The 25,384-nt window shown below is 35.2% G+C and carries 18 protein-coding genes; 8 read left to right on the forward strand and 10 right to left on the reverse strand.

Annotated features, from left to right (window positions below; genetic code table 11):
• Positions 1–70: 70 nt before the first annotated feature.
• From EHC72_RS07525 to EHC72_RS07565, 10 genes are all read right to left on the reverse strand, one after another.
• Positions 71–1,342, reverse strand: a complete 1,272-nt coding sequence (locus tag EHC72_RS07525; protein ID WP_131537062.1) for a TolC family protein — start codon at positions 1,340–1,342, stop codon at positions 71–73.
• 1 nt (position 1,343) lies between these two features.
• A complete protein-coding gene (locus EHC72_RS07530; protein ID WP_131537063.1) occupies positions 1,344–4,448 on the reverse strand; it encodes an efflux RND transporter permease subunit in 3,105 nt (1,034 codons plus the stop codon).
• A 25-nt stretch (positions 4,449–4,473) separates the two neighbouring features.
• Entirely contained in the window at positions 4,474–5,592 is a 1,119-nt protein-coding gene (locus tag EHC72_RS07535; RefSeq protein WP_131537064.1) for an efflux RND transporter periplasmic adaptor subunit, read from the reverse strand.
• Complete coding sequence (locus EHC72_RS22635) at positions 5,576–5,725, reverse strand: hypothetical protein (RefSeq protein ID WP_165585783.1); 150 nt, start codon at positions 5,723–5,725, stop codon at positions 5,576–5,578. The genes EHC72_RS07535 and EHC72_RS22635 overlap by 17 nt, the downstream gene beginning before the upstream one ends.
• Positions 5,716–8,421 carry a magnesium-translocating P-type ATPase gene (gene mgtA / locus EHC72_RS07540; protein WP_246029400.1) on the reverse strand — a complete coding sequence of 902 codons (2,706 nt, stop codon included), beginning with the start codon at positions 8,419–8,421 and terminating at the stop codon, positions 5,716–5,718. Before mgtA ends, EHC72_RS22635 begins: the two co-directional genes overlap by 10 nt.
• A gap of 34 nt (positions 8,422–8,455) precedes the next feature.
• The gene (locus EHC72_RS07545) at positions 8,456–9,157 is read right to left on the reverse strand and encodes an MgtC/SapB family protein (RefSeq protein WP_131537065.1); all 702 of its coding nucleotides are present in this window, start codon (positions 9,155–9,157) and stop codon (positions 8,456–8,458) included.
• Positions 9,158–10,438: 1,281 nt separating this feature from the next.
• The gene (locus EHC72_RS07550) at positions 10,439–11,806 is read right to left on the reverse strand and encodes a sensor histidine kinase (protein ID WP_131537066.1); all 1,368 of its coding nucleotides are present in this window, start codon (positions 11,804–11,806) and stop codon (positions 10,439–10,441) included.
• A gap of 8 nt (positions 11,807–11,814) precedes the next feature.
• Complete coding sequence (locus EHC72_RS07555) at positions 11,815–12,498, reverse strand: response regulator transcription factor (RefSeq protein WP_131537067.1); 684 nt, start codon at positions 12,496–12,498, stop codon at positions 11,815–11,817.
• A 36-nt stretch (positions 12,499–12,534) separates the two neighbouring features.
• Positions 12,535–13,026, reverse strand: coding sequence for a hypothetical protein (locus tag EHC72_RS07560; protein ID WP_131537068.1), 492 nt, complete (start codon positions 13,024–13,026; stop codon positions 12,535–12,537).
• A gap of 12 nt (positions 13,027–13,038) precedes the next feature.
• Positions 13,039–14,103 carry a hypothetical protein gene (locus EHC72_RS07565; protein ID WP_131537069.1) on the reverse strand — a complete coding sequence of 355 codons (1,065 nt, stop codon included), beginning with the start codon at positions 14,101–14,103 and terminating at the stop codon, positions 13,039–13,041.
• A gap of 553 nt (positions 14,104–14,656) precedes the next feature.
• Here EHC72_RS07565 and EHC72_RS07570 point away from each other — a divergent pair.
• The 8 genes from EHC72_RS07570 (at position 14,657) to EHC72_RS07605 (ending at position 25,375) form a co-directional block, all read left to right on the forward strand.
• Positions 14,657–15,904 (forward strand): hypothetical protein, encoded by a 1,248-nt coding sequence (locus tag EHC72_RS07570; RefSeq protein WP_131537070.1) that lies wholly within the window; start codon positions 14,657–14,659, stop codon positions 15,902–15,904.
• Positions 15,905–15,914: 10 nt separating this feature from the next.
• Positions 15,915–16,808: a hypothetical protein gene (locus EHC72_RS07575; RefSeq protein ID WP_131537071.1), complete on the forward strand. Its 894-nt coding sequence runs from the start codon at positions 15,915–15,917 to the stop codon at positions 16,806–16,808.
• Positions 16,809–16,815: 7 nt separating this feature from the next.
• Positions 16,816–17,727: a hypothetical protein gene (locus tag EHC72_RS07580; protein WP_131537072.1), complete on the forward strand. Its 912-nt coding sequence runs from the start codon at positions 16,816–16,818 to the stop codon at positions 17,725–17,727.
• 12 nt (positions 17,728–17,739) lie between these two features.
• The gene (locus EHC72_RS07585) at positions 17,740–18,927 is read left to right on the forward strand and encodes a hypothetical protein (protein ID WP_131537073.1); all 1,188 of its coding nucleotides are present in this window, start codon (positions 17,740–17,742) and stop codon (positions 18,925–18,927) included.
• 130 nt (positions 18,928–19,057) lie between these two features.
• Positions 19,058–19,627 (forward strand): porin family protein, encoded by a 570-nt coding sequence (locus tag EHC72_RS07590; protein WP_165585784.1) that lies wholly within the window; start codon positions 19,058–19,060, stop codon positions 19,625–19,627.
• Positions 19,628–19,909: 282 nt separating this feature from the next.
• Positions 19,910–20,491 (forward strand): RNA polymerase sigma factor, encoded by a 582-nt coding sequence (locus EHC72_RS07595; RefSeq protein WP_131537075.1) that lies wholly within the window; start codon positions 19,910–19,912, stop codon positions 20,489–20,491.
• Positions 20,492–20,579: 88 nt separating this feature from the next.
• Positions 20,580–21,728: a FecR family protein gene (locus tag EHC72_RS07600; RefSeq protein ID WP_131537076.1), complete on the forward strand. Its 1,149-nt coding sequence runs from the start codon at positions 20,580–20,582 to the stop codon at positions 21,726–21,728.
• A gap of 275 nt (positions 21,729–22,003) precedes the next feature.
• Positions 22,004–25,375, forward strand: coding sequence for a TonB-dependent receptor (locus EHC72_RS07605; RefSeq protein ID WP_211660291.1), 3,372 nt, complete (start codon positions 22,004–22,006; stop codon positions 25,373–25,375).
• Positions 25,376–25,384: the final 9 nt, after the last annotated feature.

A 25,384-nucleotide genomic window follows, 5' to 3' on the forward strand; every position in this document is an offset into this window, starting at 1 on the left:
CTCCATTTTATAAAACAACGATTAAAAGGTCTTAGGGGATTGCTAAGACCTTTTTTATCATAAGCCAAAATTATTTAATATCCCAGATTCCTGAAGCCCTTTCAAGCTCAACTAAAGCCTTTGCATAATTTGTTTGGGCTTCATAAAAAGCCTGTTGCATATCATTATACGTTCTTTGAGCATTTAGTAATTCAAGTAAGGAAGTATCACCTCTTTTATAGCTGTATATTTTGGCATCCAGTATCTTTTTTCCTTCGGCCAACAACCCATTTTGATATTGTTTGCTTTGCTTTTGCGCTGCTATATAGTTTAAATATGCCTGAGAAACTTCTGCTTTAATTTGTTGCAAAATGCTTTCATACCTTAATTCTGTTTGTTCAATAGTAAAATGTGCAGCTTTTAGATCTCCTTTATATCTATTTGAAAATTTTAAGGGAACGCTAATTCCTGCAGTAACCGTTTTGTAGTAAGGACTTGGGGCACCTTCATTTGTAGATTCTCCATTAAATTGAAGCCCGGCATTTACACCTAAATCAATTACCCGATTTGCTTTAACTAATGCAAGGTTTTTTGTTGCTACTTTTTTGCTATTTAATGCAGCTAAAATATCTGATCGGTTATTTTGTGCTTGTTCCACCAGTGATTTAAAATTAAGTGAACGATCTAAATTCTCAAAATTCGTTGCAGGACAAATCAATGTATCAGGGTTTTTGCTTCCAATATAGGTACTCATTATTATTCTGGCGCTTTTCCAATCGGCCATATTTTGATAAACGCTATTTTGGAGATTGCTTGCTTCCAGTTTGGATTGTCTGGCATCAGTTTCAGAAATTGAACCCAGTTTATGTCGAATGGAATCCGCATTAGCAATTTGTTTCATTGTTTGGTAGGATTGTAAGCTTAATTGGAGCAAAAAATGTTGCTCTATTGCGGTATAATAAGCTATTGCAGCATCAGCCCTTAAATTGCGTAAGTAATCAAGTAATAAATTTTTGTTTAATTCAGTTTCACTTTTTGCCAGTTTAATTCTGGCTGTTCTTTTGCCACCAAGCTCTAATGTGGTTGATAACCCAAGTGTAACACCCCGGCTTAATTGTAGTTTAGCGTGTTGATTATCAAATAATCCGGCAGAAAATTGAGGATCGGGAAAAATACGGGCACTTTCAATTCCTGCTTCAGCTATGCTTACATCATATTTTTGAGCTGCGTAAGCAATGTTTTTTTGCCCAACCAGGTTTAGGTATTGTTCTATAGATAGCTTTAAAGAATCTACATTAATTTGTGCACATGCTTGAAAAAAGCCAAATATTAAGATTATGGATAGAATATATTTATGTTTCATATCAATTTTGGATTGAGTTGGGTGAATTAAAATCGTTCTTACCCCATTTATTTTCAAGTAAATAATAAAGAGCAGGCATAACAAATAATGTAATTGCGGTGGCTGCAAACAAACCGTAAACTATAACTGTAGCGAGGGGGCGTTGCACATCAGAACCTATCCCTGTAGCCAATGAGGCTGGGAGCAGACCTAAAGCTGCAACGGTAGCCGTCATAAGTACTGGGCGGAAGCGATGCCGTGCACCTTCTATTACTGCTTTTAATAAATCGTTACCTTCTTTACGGAGATCGTTTATATGCGAAATAAGTATTACTCCATTTTGTATGGATACACCAAATAATGCAATAAAGCCTACGGCAGAAGATACATTTAATGTCATGCCTCTTAAATTGAGTGCCAACATTCCGCCGAAAAGCGCCAATGGAACAATTCCTAAAATTAATGCCGCCTGCCTAAATTTACCAAAAGCCGCATAAAGTAAAAGGAACATAATGGCTAATACCAATGGAGTAACAATAGCCAATTTTGAATAAGCACGGTTTTGGTTTTCAAATTGACCGCCCCATTCAATTTTATATTTCTCGGGGTCGTACTTTACATTGTTTTTTATTTTTTGTTGAGCTTTCTTTAGAAAATTGGTCAAATCATTGCCTCTTAAATTTAGCCTAACGGTGAGTTGTCTTCTATTCATTTCTCTGGAAATTGAACTTTCTCCCAGATTGGTTTTTACCTCAGCCACCTGAGATAGTGGAATTAATGCACCTGATGAAGAATGTAGCATTAGATTAGCGATTTTATCGGGGCTATTTCTGCTATCTTCTTTATAGCGACAAACAACATCGTAAACCCGATCTCCAGCAAATACCTGTGCAACTGCTTTTCCGCCAATAGCAACCTCTATCAGTTCGGCAACATCGCTCATGTTTAGCCCATATTTTGCAACGGCATCTCTATTTACGGTCACTTGCAGTTGTGGTAGCGGTGGTTCCTGATCTATTGCAATATCTACAGCACCTTTAACCTGGTGCAATGTTTTTACAACCTGATCTGTAATACGTCTGGTTTCTTTAAAATCATTTCCAAAAACTTTAACCACCAACTCGCTGTGGGCACCGGCTATTTTATCCATAACACCATCAATCATTGGTTGGGTAAAAGCAACGGAATAGCCCGGTAAAGCTGCATATTCTTTAGAAAGTGTTTCTATTAAATCTGCTTTGTTGCGCCCTGTTTTCCACTCGTTGTAAGGCTTTAAACCAATGGAAACCTCATAATGAGAAGGCGTAAAATAATCCGTTCCATCATCATTTCGGCCTGCTTGCACATTTACATAAGTAATTTCAGGATGTTTTAAGGTAACTTTTCTAAGGATATTACTCATTTCCTTTGATTTTTCGAGCGTAATTCCTGGCGGAAGCGATACTTGCAACCAGATAGAACCTTCATCAAGAGGTGGCAAAAAATCTTTACCTACTGTGATGGATAAAACAATTGCGGACGATAGGACCAAAATCAAAGGGAGAAATACTTTTTTAGGCTTTTTTAAAATATTAGTAATGCGATTGCGATACCATAGAGATAATTTTTCCAACCATTTGTTATGGTATATTTTGCCAGGTTTTTTATAAACAGCGTATGCCAAACCAGGAATCAATAATAGGGCAACAGCTAAAGCACCTAGCAGGGCATAACCCACGGTAAATGCCATTGGAGTAAACAACTTTTTTTCTACTCTTTCAAAGGAAAATAGTGGTAAGTACGCAGTGATGATAATTATAGTTGAAAACAGAATAGGTTTTGCAACTGCTAACGCTCTTTTGCCTATAGAGATTTCTTCCAGTTCGTCATTTTCATTTGCTTCTCTTTTCTTTAGGATGGTTTCGAGCATTACAATGGCTCCATCTACAATAATTCCAAAATCTATAGCGCCAAGGGAGAGGAGATTAGCAGGTATTTTTGTGAAATGCATTAATATAAAGGCAATTAATAAAGAAATAGGAACCGTTACGGCTACAATTAATGCGCCTCGCCAGCTTCCAAGAAAGATAATGAGCACAACAATAACCAGTGCCATGCCTTCTAAAAGAGTATGTGATACCGTATTAAGCGTAGTGTTAACCAAATTTGTCCTATCCAGATAGGGGCGTATAGTTACGCCTTTGGGCAAAATATTGTTGTTAAGCTCATTTGCCGCTTTGTGTATTCCTGCTAATACTACCGATGGATTTTGTCCTTTTAACATCACTACAATTCCTTCAATACCATCATTGTAATTCACATTACGATCGGTGTAGCCCAATATCCCTTTACGCTCCAATGTTCCATATTTCAGTTCGCCCAAATCTTTCACAAAAACAGGTACGCCTTTAATGGTTTTAACTACAACATTGCCCAAAGCAGGTAAATCCTTAACTAAACCAATTCCACGGATAACATAGGCTTGTTCTCCTCGATTTAGAATACTTCCACCAGCATTTGCATTGTTGCTATTTATGGCGATTTGAATATCATTAAGAGAAAGTTGAAACTGTGCGAGTTTTGCAGGATCAATTTCTATCTGATATTGGGTGGTTATTCCTCCAAAATTGGTTACATCTGCAACGCCTTGAACTTGCTTTATCTTTGGAATAATAACCCAGTTCTGCAAATCGGTTAGCGACCGTAGATCATGATTTTTACTTTCAATAATGTAACGATAAATCTCTCCGGTTGGAGAGGTTAGCGGATCTAAACCAGGCACTGCACCAAAAGGTAAAGTAACATCGGTAAGTCGTTCTTGTATCCGTTGCCTTGCCCAATAATCATCGGTGCCATCATCAAAAACCATTGTAATTAATGATAAACCAAATAAGGATCTACTGCGCATTACATGCATACCAGGTAAACCATTTAAGGCCCTTTCAATAGGAATTGATATTTGTTGTTCTACCTCTTCTGCCGCTAAACCAGGTACTTGCGTTACCACTTGCGAGGTTACATCTGCAATATCAGGGTAAGCTTCTACAGCCAGTTGTTTCCAAGAATAATAGCCAAAAACAGCCAATAGGGTAAACAGCGCAACAAAAAGCCAACGCTTTTTTATTGCCGTTATAATAATTTGTTTCATAAATTTTTTTATTTCTTAAGGGTTGCTAATTGGTTTGTAGTAAATAAAAACCACCTTCAGATATAATTTTTTCACCTTTGCTAAGGCCTGATTTAATTACGATGCGTTCTCCTGTGGTATCGCCAACCTCAACTTTCCTTCTTTTGTATTTTCCATCGCCATCCACAACAAACACAAAGCTGGCATCATTCATTTGCAATAATGCTTTTGAAGGAATTGTAATTGCATGGATGGGTGCATTTTGAAAATTTACGTTAACAAACATGCCTGGTTTTAAAGCCATATCGCTGTTGTTACACTCTATAAAAACTTGTATGCTGCGGGTTTCTTCATCAACAACTCTATTAATGCGATACACTTTAGCTTTTATTTTTGTGCCAGGCAGTGCCGCGATTTCAATTTCACAATCGTCTTTTTCTTTAATCTGCTGAATATCTTTTTCTTTAACCTGGCCAACAACCCATACTTTTGATAAATTGGCAACGGTTGCAACAGGTGAGGCATCATCTTTAATAAACTGACCAAGTACAACCTTATCTTCAATTATTTCTCCTTTTATTGGTGCATAAACGGTTAAAGCTTGCCCCAAGGATAGTTTTTCAGGATTTGCCTTGAAAATTTTAATGCCTATTAATGCATTCTCATATTCTTTTTTTTCAACCTCAAAGGCAGTCTGTGCCTCCTCCAATTCCTTTTGTATACCAACACCATGGCTCATTAAATCACTTTGGCGTTTTAATGTTCTTTGCGCCTGTTGCATTTGCGATTTTTCTTGTAAAAAGAACTTTTGAGCCGTAATAAAATCGGGCGAACTAATTTCGAATAATGGAGTTTCGGGAGTCGTTTTCATGCCAAGCTTTAAGTACGATTTAACTACCCGACCTTGAAAAGGAGGTGCAATTTCTGCGTACTGCGTAGGAATAGCTTTTACAATTCCTGTTGTTCCAATTTGGATATGATAAGATTGCGTATCTACCGAAATTTCCTTCAGTTTAGCCCTTAAAGGATCATTTTTAGCAATGGTAATCAAATCTCCCTGTTGTTTTAAACCCGTTTGCTCTGTTGTAGTTTGCTGCTTACAGGCACTGGCAATTGCCATTAAGATAATTAAAGACAAGTATTTGTAGTTATTTTTTAGTTTCATATTGATCTGTTTGTTTTATTAAGTGTTTCTTATTGCCATAAAAATGGCTATCCAACCAATCGATTAGCATAACCGTAAGGATTAGGTAAATAATGGCCAGAATCCAAAGTTTTTTTGAACGATTTAAAGCCATTGATTAAATTTTTTGATGTATAAATTTTTAATAAATTGTGTAAGCAGGCAGTAACCAATTAATATTGCAACCAACCATGGGAAGTAGGCAATAGGCAGAGGCTGCATTTTTAAGGAAGATGCAAATGGAGAAAAGGGAATAAAAATGCCAATAGCCATAATGAGTGAGGTTAATGCCACCACTGGTGTGGTTGCCCAACTTTGGATAAAGGGAATTTTTCTGGTACGGATCATATGTACAATCAGCGTTTGCGATAATAAACCCTCAATAAACCATCCGCTTTGAAACAATTGTTGGTGCTGTGGAGCGTTTGCCTTAAACACAAAAAACATAACAGCAAAAGTGGCATAATCAAAAATGGAACTTATGGGGCCTATATAAAGCATAAATTTACTTATGCTCGATGCATCCCATTTCTTAGGTTCTTTAATAAAATCATCATCCATTTTATCCCATGGGATGGAGATTTGAGATACATCGTACAATAAATTTTGAATGAGGATTTGTACCGGAAGCATTGGTAAAAAAGGTAGAAATGCACTTGCACCAAGCATGCTAAACATATTGCCGAAATTACTGCTGGCAGTCATTTTAATATATTTAATGATGTTGCCGAAAGTCCTTCTTCCATAAATTACCCCTTTACGTAAAACCATTAAATCTTTTTCAAGCAAAATAATGTCGGCGCTTTCCTTAGCAATATCAACAGCGGTATCTACACTAATGCCCACATCAGCATCGCGAAGTGCTACAGCATCATTAATACCATCGCCCATAAAACCTACCGTATGACCTTTAATTTGTAGTATTTTAACAATTCTTGATTTTTGAACCGGACTTAATTTTGCCAGGATAGAAACCTCTGCAATTTGATCCTGAAGTTGCTCATCCGTCATTTTCTCAACTTCTGCACCCAGCAATATTTTGCTAAAAGGAATCCCTACATCCTTACAGATTTTTTTAGTTACAATTTCATTATCACCCGTAAGAACCTTAATATTTATACCGAGTTTTTGCAGCGCTTCTATAGCTATTTTTGCTGAAGGTTTAGCTGGATCTAAAAAGCCAATAAAGCCGGTGAGGATCATTTTATTTTCATCTTCAACAGTATAATTCAAAGCTCTGTCATCAAACTCACGAATAGCGACAAGTAAAACTCTTAATCCTTCTGCATTGAGTTTTTTAGATGTGTTCAAAATCATTTGCCGCATGTTTTCATCCATCAGCATTACCTTATCAGATTCTATGTGCAACTGTTTATTATCGCCAGGATCAAAAGCGTGGCTACATAAACCGAGCATTTCTTCTACAGCGCCCTTACAAATAAGCAAATGCCTGCCATTACGTTGTTTTAACACGACTGACATTCTCCTTCTTTGAAAATCAAAAGGGATTTCATCGACTTTTAAAAAGCTTTCTTCAACTTTCAGGTAATCGTGTAGCTCTATATGTTCAAGTACGGCAACATCAAGCAAGTTTTTTAAACCCGTTTGGTGATAACTATTTAAGTAAGCCCATTTTAAAACTTCTTCATCGTCATCGCCAAAAATGTTCAGGTGCCTTTCCAACACAATTTTATCCATTGTTAATGTTCCGGTTTTATCGGTGCAGAGTACATCCATTGCGCCAATATTTTGTATAGCGTTAAGGCGTTTAATAATCACCTTATGTTTGCTCATACTTACAGCGCCCTTAGCAAGATTAGCCGTAACAATCATAGGAAGCATTTCTGGAGTTAAGCCTACCGCCACAGCAATGGCAAAAAGTAAGGCATCCCACCAGTTTCCTTTTACTAAACCGTTAATTAAGAAAATAAGAGGCACCATTACAACCATAAAGCGAATAAGCAGATAACTTACTTTGTTTACGCCTTTATCAAAATTGGTTTCAGCACGTTTACCTACAATTTCTTTGCTTAATGAGCCAAAATAGGTTTGGTTGCCAGTATTTACCACTACTGCAGTTGCATAACCGCTCACTACGTTAGTGCCCATAAAGCAAATGTTATCTAATTCTACCAATGGATTGTTTTCTGCATTTCGAATAGGTAGATTTCTCTTTTCTACCGGTAAAGATTCTCCAGTAAGCATAGATTGGCTAACGAAAAGGTCTTTTGATTGTACAATACGGCAGTCGGCAGGAATCATATCACCTGCAGAAAGTATAATAACATCTCCTGGTACTAGTTTTTTAATATCAACTTCCTTTTTACCTACCAGTTTCCTTAAAACCGTAGCTGTAGTAGTAACCATACTTTTAAGTTGTTCTGCAGCACGATTACTTCTATATTCCTGAAAAAAGCGCAATAGCGAACTCGCCATTACCATTATAGCAACCATAGTAACGGTTTTATAATCTTCAGATCCTGGTGGAGCCAGCCAAACATCGAGAATAAAGGAAATGATGGCAATAATGAAAAGTATGGCGATAAATGGGTTTATAAAAGCTTGTAAAAGCTGCTTAATCCATGATGGTGCTTTTTCATGATGAACCTCATTTAAGCCAAATCGATTTAATTTTTCCTTTGATTGTGTAACAGATAAGCCTTCGGGGCTGCTATCAAGCATAGCGAAATAAAAATCCTGATCTGATCTTGAAGCATTTTGCAATCTTGTGTTTGCAGCTTCCTGATTGTTGTTTTGCCAAGGGTTTTTATTCTCTCTTTGCATTTTTTTGAGTTCTTTTAAAACAGTCATCTGTGTTGCTGATTAAATATTATTTTCAGTTATTTTATAAATCGTTTTCATCACCAGCCTTGTTCCAGCTTACCTCGGCAACTTGCTGCTCTATAGTTAAACGACCTGCTATTTTCTCCATTAGTGCATCTTCATTGCTGTTCGCAAATATTTCTGCCGTAATAATGGCATCAGAAGGATCGCCACCATCCGTACTTTTTAATGATCTTAATAAAAGGTTGCTATCATGACTGGTAAATTGCAGAAGCAATACCCTGATGTGGTTTTCTACATGTTGCCGGCATTTAATAATGAGCACATACGGAATAGGAACGTGTGCATTTTTTAAGGGTAGGCGACTTAATTTTACGCCAACGGGCCGCATTAATAAGTGGGTTAAAATAACGAATGTGGTAAAAATGGAGGCTTCAGGAAGGAAACCTATTCCACAAGAAGCGCCAACGGCTGCCGAGCACCATAAAGTTGCAGCGGTATTTAAACCACGTACATTAAGACCATCTTTCATGATTACGCCAGCACCGAGAAAACCAATGCCACTAACTACATAAGAAACTACTCTGCCGGCAGCATCGCCTCCAATTTTAACGCCAATTGAAACGAACATACAGGCACCGAGGCAAACCAACATGTTTGTTCTTAATCCTGCCATGCGTTGCCGCCACTGGCGTTCAGTGCCTATAGCGGCACCTAAAATAAAAGCTATTGTAAGCCTGAGGGTGAATTCAAAAATTGTCATAAATTCCTTTTTTATGCCCAGGTTCGGGCATAAAAGAAATTTATGCCTGTAGGACAGTTAAATAATTAATTGTTTCGAAATAGGGGCCTGCGTCCATATTGTGTTGTTTTTTATTGTGCAGCAAAAGTAGAGCATCATTTTTTAAAAGCCCGTTAGAGGAGAAACAGAAATTCATTAGAAATTTATTAGAATTAAGATATACAGATGTGTGAAGTGAAAAAATTAGGGAGCGTAATTAACGACTAGCTGTTGTTTATTTTCCCTCGCTACCGCAAGCGTCTCGCTTGTGGTTGTATACTAAAGTCTGGGTACCTGTAATTATGGCTCATTAATTAAATATATTGTAGCATGTTTACTACTTGAGTACCACAAGCGGGCTATTAGAAAAACTTTTGGCATAAGAGCTTTTATATTAGAATTTGGAAATGAACGCTACGGTGTGCATGGCAATTGAAGCCCGGCTTTACACTGTATCCCGATAGAAAAAATCGGGATGCCGTTTCAATCCTGTTTAGACACAATGTTTGTGCGCTTGATTTGACAAATTTCCTCGCTGCATTTGTTAAATAAACCAGACCGATAGCGGTATTCCGATTTTTTTATCGGGATTTAGCAAAGGGCGGGACTGTGTGAGCCAAAAGCTACTGACAATAGTTTCCAAAAAAAAATAATGGTTTCCAAACCTATTTAGATTAGAAAAACTTTTCCCTCGCTGCCGCAAGCGCCTCGCTTGTGGTTGTATACTAAAGTCTGGGTACTTGTAATTACGGTTCATTAATAAAATATATTGTAGCATTTTACTATCTGACTAACACAAGCGAAACGCTTGCGGTAGCGGCGTGAATCCAGTTGTCGGGAAGGTTTTGTAGGTGTACAAAGGTCGAATCCGGTCGTCAGGAAGGTTTTGTAGGTGTACAAAGGTCGAATCCGGTCGTCGGGAAGGTTTTGTAGGTGTACAAAGGTCGAATCCGGTCGTCGGGAAGGTTTTGTGGGTGTACAAAGGTCGAATCCAGTCGTCGGGAAGGTTTTGTAGAGGTACAATGAGGAAAACTATTAGCCGCTGTTATGGGTAGCTTATAGAAACACACAGTTACATTAGCGACAGAATCACTGAATTCACAGAAAAAGATTGATCTCATTTGCAAGGACGAATTATGAGAGTCCAATCCTATCACTGTCTCAAGCGCAATGCAATTAAGTTAAGGTTATTTTAAGACGACTTTTTCTCTTAACTTAATAGCATTGGTAATAACACCGACCGTGGGTAACAATGGCAGATTGCTAAAGATGGGGGATACTTACCATAAAAATAGAACCTTGGTTTACAACAGAATTGAGTTGTATATCTCCCTGGTGCATAGAAATTATTTTTTGAGTTAGAGATAAACCAATACCATTTCCGGCACTAAAATCCTTGTTTTTACCTCTGTAAAAAGCCGTAAAAATATTTTGTAAATCTTCTGGTGGAATACCAATGCCTGTATCCTTAAAGCTCAAGTTAATTTGAGTGGCATTAAAATCAATCCCTACCGTACATTGGTGGCTGGAAGAAAACTTGCATGCGTTTTCCATTAGATTAATAAAAGCTACCTTCAATAAATATTCATTTCCCTTACTCGAAATATCGTTGTCATTATCAATTTCACGGGCAAACTGTATATCAACTTTATAATCTTCGTTAATTTTAAGTACAGCTTCTCTAGCATCCATTAAAAGTTCATCAATGCGAAGGGTTTTCATGCCAACGGTGCCTTGGTCATAACTGGCTTTTGCTAAATCCAACAAACCGTTAGAGAGTCGTACCAACCGCTGCGCATCGCTAAGAGAAAGTTTAATGATTTCTTTGTACTCATTTACGCTACGTTCGCGAATTAATGCAAGTTGCAACTCGCCCACAATAGTGGCTAATGGTGTTCTAAGTTCGTGAGAAATATTGCTTACAAAACTCTTTTGACTATCGAAAGATTGTTCAAGGCGATCGAGCATGTGGTTAAAAGTATGTGTAAGCTCACCAATTTCATCTTTTTGGTTTTTCACCTGAATCCTTTTATACAAGTTTGTTGCGGTAATTTCTGCTACTTTATTTACAATTTCTTTTACAGGCTTTAGTGCCCTGCCAACAAAGAAATAACCTGCGGCAATGGTTAAACTAATGATAATAATGAAGGAAATTATGAGTGTATATTCAAGTTCTTTTAAGCGGTTTAAGCCATATTGATCATTGGCTGCTGCTGTAATTACATAAGTTTTTTGATGGTGCTGATAAAGCAAACCTACCACTTGTAAAGATCCCTGATCAAAAGTAATTTCCTTTTTCATCACAATTTGATCGATCATTTTTTGCGTTTCCTTAACCTTATCTACCTGTACGGCATCATGGTAAAGCAAATTAAATGAAGTATCATAAATGGCTACTTCTTCTTCAAAAAGTGAGTTTGGCGAACTTTTGTAAATTAGCTGTAATACTTGTGGTGGTACTTTTGCATCAAAAAGTAGGTTAGCTTTTGTAATGGCCTCTCTTTTTAAGTGCTTATAATATTGATCTTTTCTTGTTTTTGCAGAGTAAACATAAATAAATACCGCAAAGGCGAGGAGTAATGAAGCAAAAAGCGTAAGAAATAACAACAGAAGTTTTACTCTTATTTTCATAATTAAGTTTACCCTTCTTTAAATATAAAGCCCATACCTGGTTTGGTGTGAATTAGCTTAATATCATGGTTTTTATCTATTTTTTTTCTGAGGTAATTGATATAAACATCGATAAAGTTGGTTCCTGAATCGAACGTATCCCATACCTTTTCACTGATTTCGGTTCTTGATAAAACCCTTTCAGAATTTCCCATCATATATTCCAATAATCGAAATTCTTTCGGCGTTAAGTTAATGGCCTCATTATTTCTTTTTACCAGCTTAGTTTCCAAATTCATTTCAAGATCGGCAAAACGTAAAATAAAACCCTGACTAATAGTACTATTCAATGTTTGGTTTCTTTTAATTAAGGCTCTTATGCGGGCATGCAATTCTCTAAAATCAAAAGGTTTTACTAAATAGTCATCTGCACCAGCATCAAAACCCTCAATTTTATCATCAGTTGTACCTAAAGCGGTAAGCATTATAATAGGGATATTTGGAAAGCTAAGGCGAATTTCCTTACACAAATCTATACCATTAATTTTTGGTAGAATTAAATCGATTAATATCAGATCAAATGATTTTGATAATGCCAGTTTTTTACCCATCTCACCATCGTAAGCTAGGGTAACCTGAAAACCAAGTTCGTTAAGTCCCTTTTGTATCAGCTCGGCTACTCTTTGTTCATCTTCTATTACCAATATGTGCATATGGATATATTTAGAAGTGCAAATCTCAGGATTATTTTACGTATTTACTTCCCTTTTGCGGATAAAAGTCATCAAGAAGAAAAATGAAAGCCACAGTAAAATTGCTGAAATGGCCATTATTACAAAATATTTTAAATCAGCATCTCCATAGCAACCATATTTATAGAAAAAATCAAAAGCATTTTCTTTAATTATAAAATCTTTTATCGTGTTGATATAAAAAGTTCGAATAGTAATTACAGAAAAAATAAGCGGTAAAGGGATCAAGATCAGGATGCTGATTATTAGCTTTACTGAAGTTTTTTTAGTGCTTTTGAATAATCGGAAAATCCAAAAACCAAATAATGCAAAATAAAGAGGCAAAATAATAATGGCTAAACTGTAATCATGCCCTGGCGTACCTTCGCAAATGCCAATTTCTTGATCTGCAAATGGCATTACAAATAACACATATATGTACCAGCATATAGAAAATATTAATGTTTGTAATCCAATATTTTTGGTGGTACCGTTGTAATCTTTGATCATTTATGGTTATAATTACTTTTTGCTTGGCGGTACTTTTACTGGCATGGGCTTTTCTTCTTCTTCATTTTTTTTGAACCCATTATAATGATAAGATTTTTCTGAACCTTCGCCACAAACACTAAAGAAAATACTTTTTGGGATTAAATTATTTTTAAGGAGCTCCGTATTCTCCAATATTTTGGGCTGCAATTTTACGTATTTACGTAAATATCTATCGTCATTATATTGGTTTTGCTGGTAATATGAATCGTTATCCCGATTAGGCACGTTTACATATTCATTTAATGCAACATCAAATTTATAGTTCAAGCTATCCGGTTCAGGAAAGATATTATAGTGTTTATTCGCAAAAATTGCATTTTGGTTTACATCTTTTGATTGATAGTATTGATTTTTCCACTCCATCATTTCCTGCATTTGGGCATTATCATCCCGACCTGCATTTTTCAAATAACCTGTATCTCCACCATAATTAGAGAGCTTTAAAATTTCGCCCTTTGGGTTGGTAACGATCATTCCAATAAAATCTTCATTCTCGCGTTTGGGTGCATTATAAACTAAAATAAAATCATTGTAGTCGCTTTCAAAATTAAAATGCCATACATTTTTTGTTTTACCATTATACCACGGCAATTTTTCCATTATAGCAAAAAGTGTAATACCCAATGCTTTTTTTGTACGCTCATAAACAAATGGCGAATTAAAGCAATTCGCGCCATCGTTAAAAACCTTCTGTGCTTTTTCATGATCAAACTGTATAAAAGTTCCACCATCTCTTTCAAAACCTTTAAAGTTTATTCTTACTCCGTTGCTAAGGCTTTTATTATTATTGGCAAAGACATTAAATAACTCAAACTTATCTGGATAAAATAATAGTTTATCTTTTTCTATTTTATAACTTCCAAATACCGCTGTGGCGTAACCAAACAGCAAAAATTTACCGTCATCAAAAAGGCAAACACCAGAGTTGCCACCATATTTACCCGCATATTTTTTATACATATCTTGATTAATGTTTTGAGCTACTGCTATCTTGGTGAAAATTAATAGCATTAAAAAGATTACAAATTGTTTCATTGGGCGCAAATTATAGATGACAAATAAAACTTCTTTTAACCTTTAATGCTAACAAGTTTTTTGCCAAATAGTATTGTTGTTTTTTTTAATTGCCTTAATAGGTATTAAGGTAAAGCTAGTAAAGATTTTTTTTATCTCAGCAATGGGATTTATTCATGTTTGGATTCAAGCATTTTTAATATGCAGTATTATCGTTACAATGATGAATGTATTTAAAATCTTCTTTGCATATTTGTGCTAATTTTTAAGATAGGATTAAATCTATTAGGCGCTCTTCATTCCCAAGCTTAAAGGCATCATCTGATTTTCTTAAAATAAGCCCTTATAATATTAATGATTTCAAGTTTTTACTGATTGTGAAGTAAGTAAGGCTGTTATTGTAATTTTTTTATTTATATCAAAAAACATACTAATGAAAAAGCTACACACTATTTTAGGTAGGGTTATTTAGCACAATTAAACTACACTAAGAAAGAAACTTATCTCAAAACGTACATAATTAAAATTACCTAGCAGATTAATTAACATTACTTCAATAGTTATCTAAATCACAATGAAAAAAATCATACTCAGTTTCGCCTTAATTAGCATAGCATTTTATTCCTTTGGTCAAGACCCAAACATACTGTTAGGCTTAAACTCACCTGCAAATGGCGTAAAAATAAAAGCCAATTTTCCTGCTTATAATGGCGGTTGGTCAAGAGGCTTCACTATTTCAAATGAAAATTCCGATCCGTACTTTGGGTTTGGTGCATTAGGCTTTACCACAAATGGAGCTAGCTCATTTGATAGAGGTTGGATTGGAAAGAGCTTTGATCAAGCCTATATGAACTTTTTGCCAAATGGTAATGTAGGGATAGGAACAGAAAGTCCAGAAAATCATGAGGGTTGGGGTAAGGTTTTTGAGGTTCACGGCAATGGAAATGCAAAAAGTCTTGTTTCTTCAAACCAGGTAATTAGTGGCCTTTGGTCGCATGATTACGGCTTTTATGGTGCTCCAGGAGGGGGGATTGTAGGTACATATAGCAATCATCCTTTTTCGATTATAACTAATAGTTCTTCTAAAGTCACGGTTATGCCAAATGGCAATGTAGGGATAGGATCACTCAATCCTTCTCATAAACTTACTGTAGATGGCGATATAAAATTAAATGGTCAGAGTAAGGGTTTTCTTGTTGAGTATGCTGCGTTATCTGAAACGGCCGGTGGTGCTTCAACAATACTTGGAAATAATATAATGGCTGGTGTTGGAAATAATAGTATTAAGAGATTCTATAGTCCAAATGATCCTGGAGCTTACATGTCTTTAAATTACCAGTATGGCATCACGTTTCATACTGGCATTACGAGTGCCTTAAATACTGAAGTATCATCTTCAGATAATGAGGTAATGCGGATTACTCATTCTGGTAATGTCGGTATCGGTACCACCTCTCCTAAAGAAAGGCTTGCAGTAAACGGTAATATTTCTGTAAATGGAAAAATAGGTGCTAAAGAAGTTAAAGTAGAAGCAAAAGATTGGCCTGATTATGTTTTTGCTAAAGATTATGTTTTACCCACTCTTGCCGAAACTGAAAAACACATCAAGGAAAAAGGGCATTTGCAAGGAATTCCCTCTGCAACAGAAGTAAAAGAAAATGGTGTTGAATTGGGTGAAATGAATAAAAAACTTTTGCAAAAAATAGAAGAGCTAACGCTTTACATTATTGAACAGGATAAAAAGCTAACAGAGTTAGGGCAAAGTTTTCAGCAACAAATACGCACTCAGCAAAAACAGATAGAATTATTAAAAAAGCAATAATAATATGCTAATGAAAAATACTGCGTTAATAATAATTTTCTCCATCCTTGTACTAACAACGAGAGGACAAACACTTCAAACAGTGACAAATAATGGGAGCACCACCTCTAATCCAATCTCGATTAGTACCGGAGCTGAGGGGTTAGCGCTCGTTGGAAACTCATATTTATCTTTTAAAGATATTGATGGTTCTGGCAGGAATGGATACATAAAGCACGATGGAAATGACTTAATGATAAGTGCTGATCTAGGAACGATCAGGCTTTATGGAAGAGTTGGCATTGGAGCTATGCGTGCATATGATCCATCTACGCTTCATATTAAAGCTTTGACTTCTTCCCCATGGGCATTTTTAACTGAGGCAAAAATAAATAGAAGGATTATTGGGATTAACCATACTGGTAATGAGGGAGTAATAGCGGTTAGTTATCTTGATGATGCTGGATTTACTCCGCTTCAATTTTGGACATCCAACATTCCAAGAATGACTATTTCGACAGATGGTAATATTGGTATAGGTACAACTTCCCCAAAAGAAAAGCTCTCCGTTAACGGTAAAATTCGTGCGCAGGAAATTAAGGTTGAAACCAGTAACTGGCCTGATTATGTTTTTGCTAAAGATTATGTTTTACCAACTCTTGCCGAAACTGAAAAACACATCAAGGAAAAAGGGCATTTGCAAGGAATTCCCTCTGCAACAGAAGTAAAAGAAAATGGTGTTGAATTGGGTGAAATGAATAAATTATTGCTTAAAAAAGTAGAAGAGTTAACGCTTCATTTGATTGAAAAAGAGAAAGATATTCTACTAGAAAAAACAATTAACGAAGCACAAGAGAATAGAATTTTATTGTTAGAAAAAAACTATAAAAGGCTAGAAAAAATCTTTAAACAAAATTTAAAATAAATTTAATATGAAATCTTTATTAACATTAGTATTCTTACTTTTTCTTGCAAGTATTGGTTTTTCACAAGTTAACGTTTATCCGACAACAGGTAGCCTAACTATTTACGATTATTCTCCTAGTATATTACTTCAACGCAATACTAATATAGGCGGCTTTACACAAGGTATACAAACACGATTAATGAATGGAACTGATAATTGGTATTTTGGGGCATTTCTTGATCAATGGATAGTAAGCAAGGGTAATCACGATGATATTAAATTGATAGTTTCAAATAGTGGAAATGTAGGATTGGGCACAACAACTCCACAAAGCAAATTACATGTATATCAGCCTGTTGCAGATCAGGTTGGATTAATTGTTCAGGGAAATACTATTAATACAGATTTTGCGCCACATTATGTTGCAATAACTTTAGACGGTGATTATGGAAATGCAACAGGAAATTATTCTCAAATAAGAAGTTACAGTAATCTATATAGTTCTTGGGGAAGCAGTTTAGCTTTTTACACTACTACTTCCTCTGGCCCTTCCAATACATTAGTTGAAAGAATGTATATTAATGCATTTGGGAATGTAGGCATAGGTACCAATAGTCCAAAAGAAAAACTCTCCGTTAATGGTAATATTCGTGCAAAAGAAATAAAGGTAGAAACGAATAACTGGCCTGATTATGTTTTTGCTAAAGATTATGTTTTACCAACTCTTGCCGAAACTGAAAAACACATCAAGGAAAAAGGGCATTTGCAAGGAATTCCCTCTGCAACAGAAGTAAAAGAAAATGGTGTTGAATTGGGTGAAATGAATAAATTATTGCTTAAAAAAGTAGAAGAGTTAACACTTTATTTGATTCAAAAAGATAAAGAAATGGCAGAATTGCTTAACAGAGTGAAATTACTTGAAGAAAATAGAAAATAAATTTAAATCGATATGTTAAAAATAAAATACTCATGTTTTTTGGTGCCATTCTTAATGCCATTTCTAGTTAATGCTCAAAGCCGAAATGATGCTGGTTTAAGTGGTGATGCGGGTGCAGTATCAGGCTTTTTTGATGCTAATGTACCAGTAAATTTCCCTACTGAAGCTAACAGTTGGTGGCATTTATTGGATGTAAGGCATTCTAATCATTCTAATAACTTCGCAATGCAATTTGCTGGAAGTTTTTATGATCAGCATTTATATTTTCGTAAAACAATTAATGATCCTGGAAATGAATGGTCAAGAATACTATTAGAAAGAGGAGGGAAAGTTGGAATTGGAAGATTGGATCCACAGTACGCACTTGATATTAAAGGTGAAGACTATAAACAGTTGCGTTTGAGTGGAGGCAATACTATGATTAAATTTAGCAATAGCGCTTTTAATAATGGTGATGGAGCTGAGTTTTGGCAAACTAATGATGGTAATTTTGCGCTAAACTTAACCAGCAATAAAAGAATTATAACATTTACTAATAATGGTGTTGGTATAGGTACAACAACTCCAGAATCCAGTTTAGATATCAATTCTGGAACCAATAATAATCAGTTAAGTTTAATAAAAAATACAATAGTTGGAGAAGAAGGCCCAGGAATTCTTTTTAAAAACTTAGTAAATAATGGTGTTCTAACAGAGATAGGAGGTGTTCAAGCTAAATTATTGAGCGGCACAAATAATTTTGTGGCTAGCTCTTTAAGTTTTTATACAGCCTATAATTCCTCTAAAATAGAAGCAATAACTATTAGTCCAAATGGGAATACAGGTCTAGGTACAACCTCTCCTAAAGAAAGGCTTGCAGTAAACGGTAATATTTCTGTAAATGGAAAAATAGGTGCTAAAGAAGTTAAAGTAGAAGCAAAAGATTGGCCTGATTATGTTTTTGCTAAAGATTATGTTTTACCAACTCTTGCCGAAACTGAAAAACACATCAAGGAAAAAGGACACTTGTCAGAGATGCCCTCAGCAAAAGATGTTGAGAACAACGGCCTTGTAATGGGGGAAATGTTAAAACTTCAGCAAAAGAAAATAGAAGAATTAACCTTGTATATGATTCAAAAGGATAAGGAAGTAATAGAACTTAAAAAACAAAATAAGCTTTTAAACGATAAAGTAGACTTAATTATAAAGAAATTGAAATGATTAACAGCTAATTAATAACTCAAATTTTAGTGCACGAATAATTATTTTTTAATGGCGTGGGGGTAGATGCATTTAAAGTTGTCATACAATCAAAACACAATAAAATATTCAATTATTCAACATGAAAAGTATGAAAACTAACAAGTTTTATTTATTAATTGCAGTTATGATTATAACGGCAGGAGCGGTAAAGGCACAAGATTCTGATGTAGTTTTTGGTTTAAAAGCTGGTTTAAATTATGCCACATTGCCAACTAGTTTTAAAGGAATTACCGACAAAAAGGGGAAGGTAGGCTATAATTTTGGTGCATTTGCACGTGTGGGGAAGGCTTTTTATTTCCAGCCTGAATTAAATTACGTAACTATTAAAAGTGCTTACACTTATGCTTCTAACACTTATACGCCAAAATTTCATCAGGTAAATTTGCCGCTAATGGTTGGCTATAAACTTATTAATACGGATGCATTAAATTTTAGGATTTCTGCAGGACCGGATGTTAATTATACGCTGAATAAAGCAGAAGGACCAAGTGGTTTCGACTATAAGAAATTTAATTTAGGTGGTGTAATCAATGCTGGTGTAGACATTGGTAATATAACGGTTGATGCAAGATATAGCCGAGGGTTTACAAAAATTAATAAAGGATTGGATGAAAAATCAGGTCTATTTAATCTTTCCGTTGGATTTAAAATATTTTAACTTTTATAGAAAAAGTTAAGCACTTAATATTCTCTCCAAAGTTTAAAAAGGTCAAAATCGTTAGATTTTGATCTTTTTGTTTTATCTGCTTTTGCTCCGATAAATTACACAAACGTTTGCGCACATAAACATAAATGGATTATTATAAATTTATTAATCAATAGACTGTCGTAAAATTCTGGTTTTAAAATTTGATATAACAATAATGCCTTTGCCGGTAGTATTAATTATTTGTACGTGCAAAATGTTCGAATAAAAAGTATAAAACATAGTATAACCTATATGCCTAATAGAAATTCTTTAAGCGATAATGAATTAATTGAGTTGATGAAGACCGGCGATCAGGCAGCATTTGCTGAAGTTTATGAACGATATTGGACAATGCTATTTTTGCATGCACGTAATCTTTTAAGGCAAAATGAAGAAGCCGCAGATATTGTACAAGAATTGTTTACAGGTTTATGGTTAAAATGCAGATCGTTGCAGCTTAACACTTCGCTATCTTCCTATTTGTATAAAGCGGTTAGAAATAAGGTTTTCGATCACTTGAAACATAAAAAGGTGATGAACGATTATTTAAAATCTATAAATGATTTTATGCTCGAAGAACATTTTACTTCAGATCATTTATTAAGAGAAAGGGAATTGGGCGTTATTATTGAAAATGAAATTAATGCACTGCCATCGAAAATGCGTGATGTATTTGTGCTTAGCCGCAAGCAACACCTTTCTTATCAGCAAATAGCGATTGAATTAAAAATTAGTGAACACACCGTAAAAAGCCAAATTAGTAATGCTTTAAGGATTTTGAGAACAAAAGTTGGAGCATCTTCATTCCTGATTTTTTATCTAATCCATCGTTAAATTATTTTTTTAATATTTTTTTAACATTCATCTCATACTTTGGTAAAAGTTAATCGTCTTAACAATAAATTAAGCGAAAAACTTTCTAATGAACCAAAGGGAACTACAATCTTTAATTGAAAAATATTTAGAAGGAAATTGCACTCCTAATGAAATTGTATTGCTCGAAAGCTGGTATCTCGCCAAATCCAAACAAGACAAATTGCCTGTAGAGGAAAAAGAACTCACGATATATAAAGAACTAATCTGGCAAAATATACGGCAGAATATTGATGTTATAGAAAAGCCAGCATCAAACCGTAAACGTTTTTTCACTGTAATATCTGTTGCCGCATCTATCACTCTTACCCTATTTATTGGAGGTTATTATTTAATTGTACACCACCAGAAAGAACGAATAACCAAGATAGGTATAAAAGAAAAGCAAGATATTTTACCGGGTACAAACAAAGCAATGCTAGTCCTTTCAAACGGAAAGCAAATTAGTTTAGCTAGCGTACAAGCAGGAATTATTGCACAAGAAGGAAATATTACGGTTAAAAAACAAGGAACAAATATTTTAAGCTATAAGCAGGTTTCCAATAATAATGGCGATAAACCGCTTGCGTATAATACAATAAGTACACCGAACGGCGGTCAATGGCCGATAATTGAATTGCCTGATGGTACAAAGGCTTTTCTTGATGCCGCATCATCCATTTCTTTCCCGGTATCTTTTAATAAGGAACGTAAGGTAACCATTACGGGGCAGGTTTATTTTGAGGTAATTCATGATTCAAAAAAGCCTTTTCGGGTTACTGTTAAAGGTATAACCATTGAAGATTTAGGTACATCTTTTAATGTAAATGCATATGATAACGAATCTGGCATTAAAACATCCTTAATAGAAGGTAGTGTGAGCGTTGCGAAAAGAAACGAAAAATTAATAATTAAACCTGGAGAACAAGCTCTAACATCTTCAGGAAGTGATAAAATACTATCCAAGCAAGTAGATATTGATGAAATAATTGCCTGGAAAAATGGATTATTTCAGTTTAATCATACCAATATAGATGTAGTTATGCGGCAAATTGCCAGGTGGTATGATGTAGAAATTATTTACAAAGAAGATGTTTCTAAAATTTCTTTCACGGGCAGCCTCTCGCGCAACTTAAAATTATCTAAATCGTTGCAAATGCTCAGTGTAACCGGCCTTCACTTTAAAATAGAAGGTAAAAAAATTATAGTAACTCCCTAATTAAAACAACTAAATAACTAAACTAACCAAATTAAAGAACTATGGAAAAATAAGTACCAACCAAATCAAGGTTAAAGAAAAATACCGGAAAGTGGTGGAACACTCCCCGGTAAAAAATCTGAGTTAACCTTCCTGTTTTTGTTTGAGCTAGAACAGGCAACATTATAGAGTAATATCTCGTAAACATTAACCCAAACCGAACAAAAGTAATGAAAATTTTCTCATTCAATTTGGCCATGCTACGCCTATGGCTACCACCCAAGCTATTAATGGTTATGAAATTAACCCTTATATTATTAATGATAACACTTACACAGGTAAGTGCAAAAGTATTCAGTCAGCAGATTTCATTAAATGAAAAAAATGCGCCTTTAAGCAAGGCCCTTGAATCTATTAAAAAACAAAGTGGCTTTTTAGTTCTCTATCAGGATCAGGTAATGCAAAGAGCCAACCCAGTAACGATTCGTAAAAAGAATATTTCGTTAAAGGAAGCACTAGAACATTGCTTTTTGAACCAACCTTTAACTTATGAAATTTTAGAGAATACGATTATTGTTAAGTACGAACCTGCAATAGAAAAAACCAAAATTCAGGAACCTGTTAATGCCCGATTAAATGTAAAGGGTAAAATAGTGGATGAAAGTAATAAGCCTTTGCCCGGTGCAAGTATAAAAGTAAAAGGTACAACAATCTCAACGGCTTCAAACTTAAATGGAGAATTTTCTCTGAATAACTTACCGGAAGATGCAATTCTTGTGATTTCTTTTTTGGGCTATAATACTCAAGAAATTCCTGCTAAGTCAAATCTTGGTAAAATACAGCTTATGCCAGCAAACTCTAGTTTAAATGATGTTGTGGTAGTTGGTTATGGTACTCAAAAAAGAATAAATGTTACCGGCTCTATTGCGCAGGTTAAAGGAACTGAGCTAGCAAAGGCACCTGTTGCTAACATAAGTAATTCGTTAGTTGGGCGCTTACCAGGTTTAAGAGCCATTCAAAATAGTGGAGAGCCTGGAAATGATGCAAGTACCATTGATATTAGGGGTTTTGGTGCTGCACTTATTATTGTAGATGGTGTGCCTGCTGATTTTTCTCAGATAGATGCTAATGAAATAGAAAGTTTTTCTATATTAAAAGATGCATCAGCGGCAGTTTACGGTGTAAGAGCTGCTAATGGAGTAATATTAGTAACCACCAAAAAGGGTGAAATCGGTAAACCACGCATTAATTATACAACTTATTATGGTTTACAAAATAATGCAACCAAATACCCTGAACTTGCTGATGCTGGCACTTTTACGGAGCTTAGTAATGAAGGCGCCGTAAATGCATGGGTAAAATTAAATAACCCATCTGCAGCTTTATCATTACCTTTTACTAAAGAGCAAGTAGCTCAATATAAAAGTGGTGCTTTGCCATCGGCAGATTGGTTTAACTCTACTATTCGTAAAAATGCCCCTCAATATTATCAAAACTTAAATGTAGATGGTGGGACAGAAGATGTAAAATACTTTTTTAATGTAGGTTATTTAAATCAGGATGCCATTTGGACAAGCAATTCTACACAATTTAAGCGCTACAACATTAGGAGTAACATAAGTGCGAAGATTAATAAACGCCTTACAGCTGAGTTTAACCTAAGCGCCCGTTTGGAAGACCTTAAAACTCCTGGCGTTTCTTCTGCTATAATAATGGGTACACTTAAAAGAGAAAGCCCGGTTTTTCCAATTTATGCAAATGATAATACCAATTATTTAGCAGCATCAAATGTGCAGCAAAACTCTCTAGCCCAGTCTGATAATAAAATTTCGGGCTATAGTACAGATCGTACCAAGTTTTTTTCGGGCATTGCCAGATTAACATATGATTTGCCTTGGATTGATGGATTGAATGCTAAGGTTACTTACTCTTACCAAAACTCTGATAGGGACTATAAAAGCTACATTAAGAAGTATAATTTATATAAATATAGTACCGCTACAAAAACATACGATGTGGATTACACCGCCAATAATCCAAGTAATTTAACCGTAAAAGATAATCATAAAGATAATCAGGCCCTACAGCTATCATTAAACTATGCCAAAAACTTCAATAATAAACACAATGTTTCAGGTTTGCTATTATTTGAAAGAACGCAAACCAATAGCTCTTTTCTTTCGGCATACAAGGAATTTCTTTTAGATAATTTAGATGAGTTATTTGCCGGTGTAGCCAGCAACCAGAGTAATGATGGCAGCTCAGCCCAAATTGCACGCGAAGGTTATGTAGGTAAGTTTAATTACGATTATTCAGGTAAATACTTAATTGAATTAGGCTTTAGGTATGATGGAACTTATAAGGTAGCACCAGATCATCGATTTGGTTTCTTTCCCAATGTTTCTGTCGGATGGAGAATAAATGAAGAAAGCTTTCTTAAAAACAATAAAACTATTGATAACTTAAAACTTAGAGCTTCTTTTGGTAAAGTTGGAGATGATGGTGGAGATGATGAAACAGCCGCCAATTACATTATTCCATTTCAATATATACCAGGCTATAACTATCCAAATAGCAATTATGTTTTCGGCAATCAAATCATTCCAGGTTTAACAACCAGTGGCTTAACTAATCCATTACTTACTTGGTATACCTCATATACGAGCAATTTAGGTGTTGATGTTTCTTTGTGGAAAGGAATGCTAAGTGCATCTGTTGATGTTTTTTATCGTAAAAGAGCAGGTTTACTGGCTACCAGGGTTTTAAGTTTGCCAAATACATTTGGTGCCAGCCTACCGCAAGAAAATCTTAATGGCGATAACACCAGAGGTTTTGAAATCGAAATTACACACAAAAATAAAATCGGTGATTGGAACTACAGCATCTCGCCAAACTTAACATTTACACGGAGTAAAAATGGATATTTAGAGCAAAGTCCACAAACCAGTTCTCTTGGTAATTATCAAGGAAACATGACGGATAGATGGATTAATATAGTAAGAGGTTATCAGGCGATTGGGCAGTTTCAGTCTCAGCAAGAAATTAATACAGCACCCGTACAGGATACTCAAGGTAATAAAACGCTTTTACCAGGAGATATTAAGTATAAAGATTTAAATGGTGATGGCGTTATTGATAGTAGAGATCAAACTGTAATTGGCAGAGCTGCAACGCCCGAAATATTTTACGGTGTTAATCTTAGTGTTAATTACAAAGGCTTTGATCTTTCTGTACTACTTCAAGGCGCATCAAATTTTAATAGATACTATAGCGAAGAATTGCAAAACCCATTTTTTAATAATGCCAATACATTATCAATGTTTAGCGATCGTTGGCACAGACAAGATCTTTACGATCCAAATAGCGCATGGATTCCTGGGAAATACCCTTCAACAATAATTTCAGGATCTGCCAATAACCAACTTTTTTCTACTTTCTGGCTTCAGGATGCTACCTATTTAAGAGTAAAAAATGTTGATTTTGGATATACTTTGCCTAAAGAATTAATTGCGAAAATTGGCATGCGCAAAGCAAGAATATACGTGTCAGGCCAAAATGTATTAACCTTTAGCAAGGTTAAGTTTATCGACCCTGAACAGCCTACTGGAAGAGGTAATTTTTATCCTCAGCAAAAATTATGGTCGTTAGGTTTAAATGTTGGTTTTTAATCAGAAAAT

The organism is Pedobacter nototheniae (genome assembly GCF_004335085.1).
Classification (GTDB): Bacteria; Bacteroidota; Bacteroidia; order Sphingobacteriales; family Sphingobacteriaceae; genus Pedobacter; species Pedobacter nototheniae.

Excerpts from the sequence above, each read along its gene's own strand:
- EHC72_RS07600 (WP_131537076.1), top strand. The coding sequence starts at position 20,580 with ATGAACCAAAGGGAACTACAATCTTTAATTGAAAAATATTTAGAAGGA.
- EHC72_RS07570 (WP_131537070.1), top strand. The coding sequence starts at position 14,657 with ATGAAAAAAATCATACTCAGTTTCGCCTTAATTAGCATAGCATTTTAT.
- EHC72_RS07580 (WP_131537072.1), top strand. The coding sequence starts at position 16,816 with ATGAAATCTTTATTAACATTAGTATTCTTACTTTTTCTTGCAAGTATT.
- EHC72_RS07575 (WP_131537071.1), top strand. The coding sequence starts at position 15,915 with ATGAAAAATACTGCGTTAATAATAATTTTCTCCATCCTTGTACTAACA.
- EHC72_RS22635 (WP_165585783.1), bottom strand. The coding sequence starts at position 5,725 with ATGGCTTTAAATCGTTCAAAAAAACTTTGGATTCTGGCCATTATTTAC.
- EHC72_RS07535 (WP_131537064.1), bottom strand. The coding sequence starts at position 5,592 with ATGAAACTAAAAAATAACTACAAATACTTGTCTTTAATTATCTTAATG.
- EHC72_RS07530 (WP_131537063.1), bottom strand. The coding sequence starts at position 4,448 with ATGAAACAAATTATTATAACGGCAATAAAAAAGCGTTGGCTTTTTGTT.
- EHC72_RS07595 (WP_131537075.1), top strand. The coding sequence starts at position 19,910 with ATGCCTAATAGAAATTCTTTAAGCGATAATGAATTAATTGAGTTGATG.
- EHC72_RS07560 (WP_131537068.1), bottom strand. The coding sequence starts at position 13,026 with ATGATCAAAGATTACAACGGTACCACCAAAAATATTGGATTACAAACA.
- EHC72_RS07605 (WP_211660291.1), top strand. The coding sequence starts at position 22,004 with ATGAAATTAACCCTTATATTATTAATGATAACACTTACACAGGTAAGT.
- EHC72_RS07565 (WP_131537069.1), bottom strand. The coding sequence starts at position 14,103 with ATGAAACAATTTGTAATCTTTTTAATGCTATTAATTTTCACCAAGATA.
- mgtA (WP_246029400.1), bottom strand. The coding sequence starts at position 8,421 with ATGACTGTTTTAAAAGAACTCAAAAAAATGCAAAGAGAGAATAAAAAC.
- EHC72_RS07550 (WP_131537066.1), bottom strand. The coding sequence starts at position 11,806 with ATGAAAATAAGAGTAAAACTTCTGTTGTTATTTCTTACGCTTTTTGCT.
- EHC72_RS07545 (WP_131537065.1), bottom strand. The coding sequence starts at position 9,157 with ATGACAATTTTTGAATTCACCCTCAGGCTTACAATAGCTTTTATTTTA.
- EHC72_RS07525 (WP_131537062.1), bottom strand. The coding sequence starts at position 1,342 with ATGAAACATAAATATATTCTATCCATAATCTTAATATTTGGCTTTTTT.
- EHC72_RS07590 (WP_165585784.1), top strand. The coding sequence starts at position 19,058 with ATGAAAACTAACAAGTTTTATTTATTAATTGCAGTTATGATTATAACG.
- EHC72_RS07555 (WP_131537067.1), bottom strand. The coding sequence starts at position 12,498 with ATGCACATATTGGTAATAGAAGATGAACAAAGAGTAGCCGAGCTGATA.
- EHC72_RS07585 (WP_131537073.1), top strand. The coding sequence starts at position 17,740 with ATGTTAAAAATAAAATACTCATGTTTTTTGGTGCCATTCTTAATGCCA.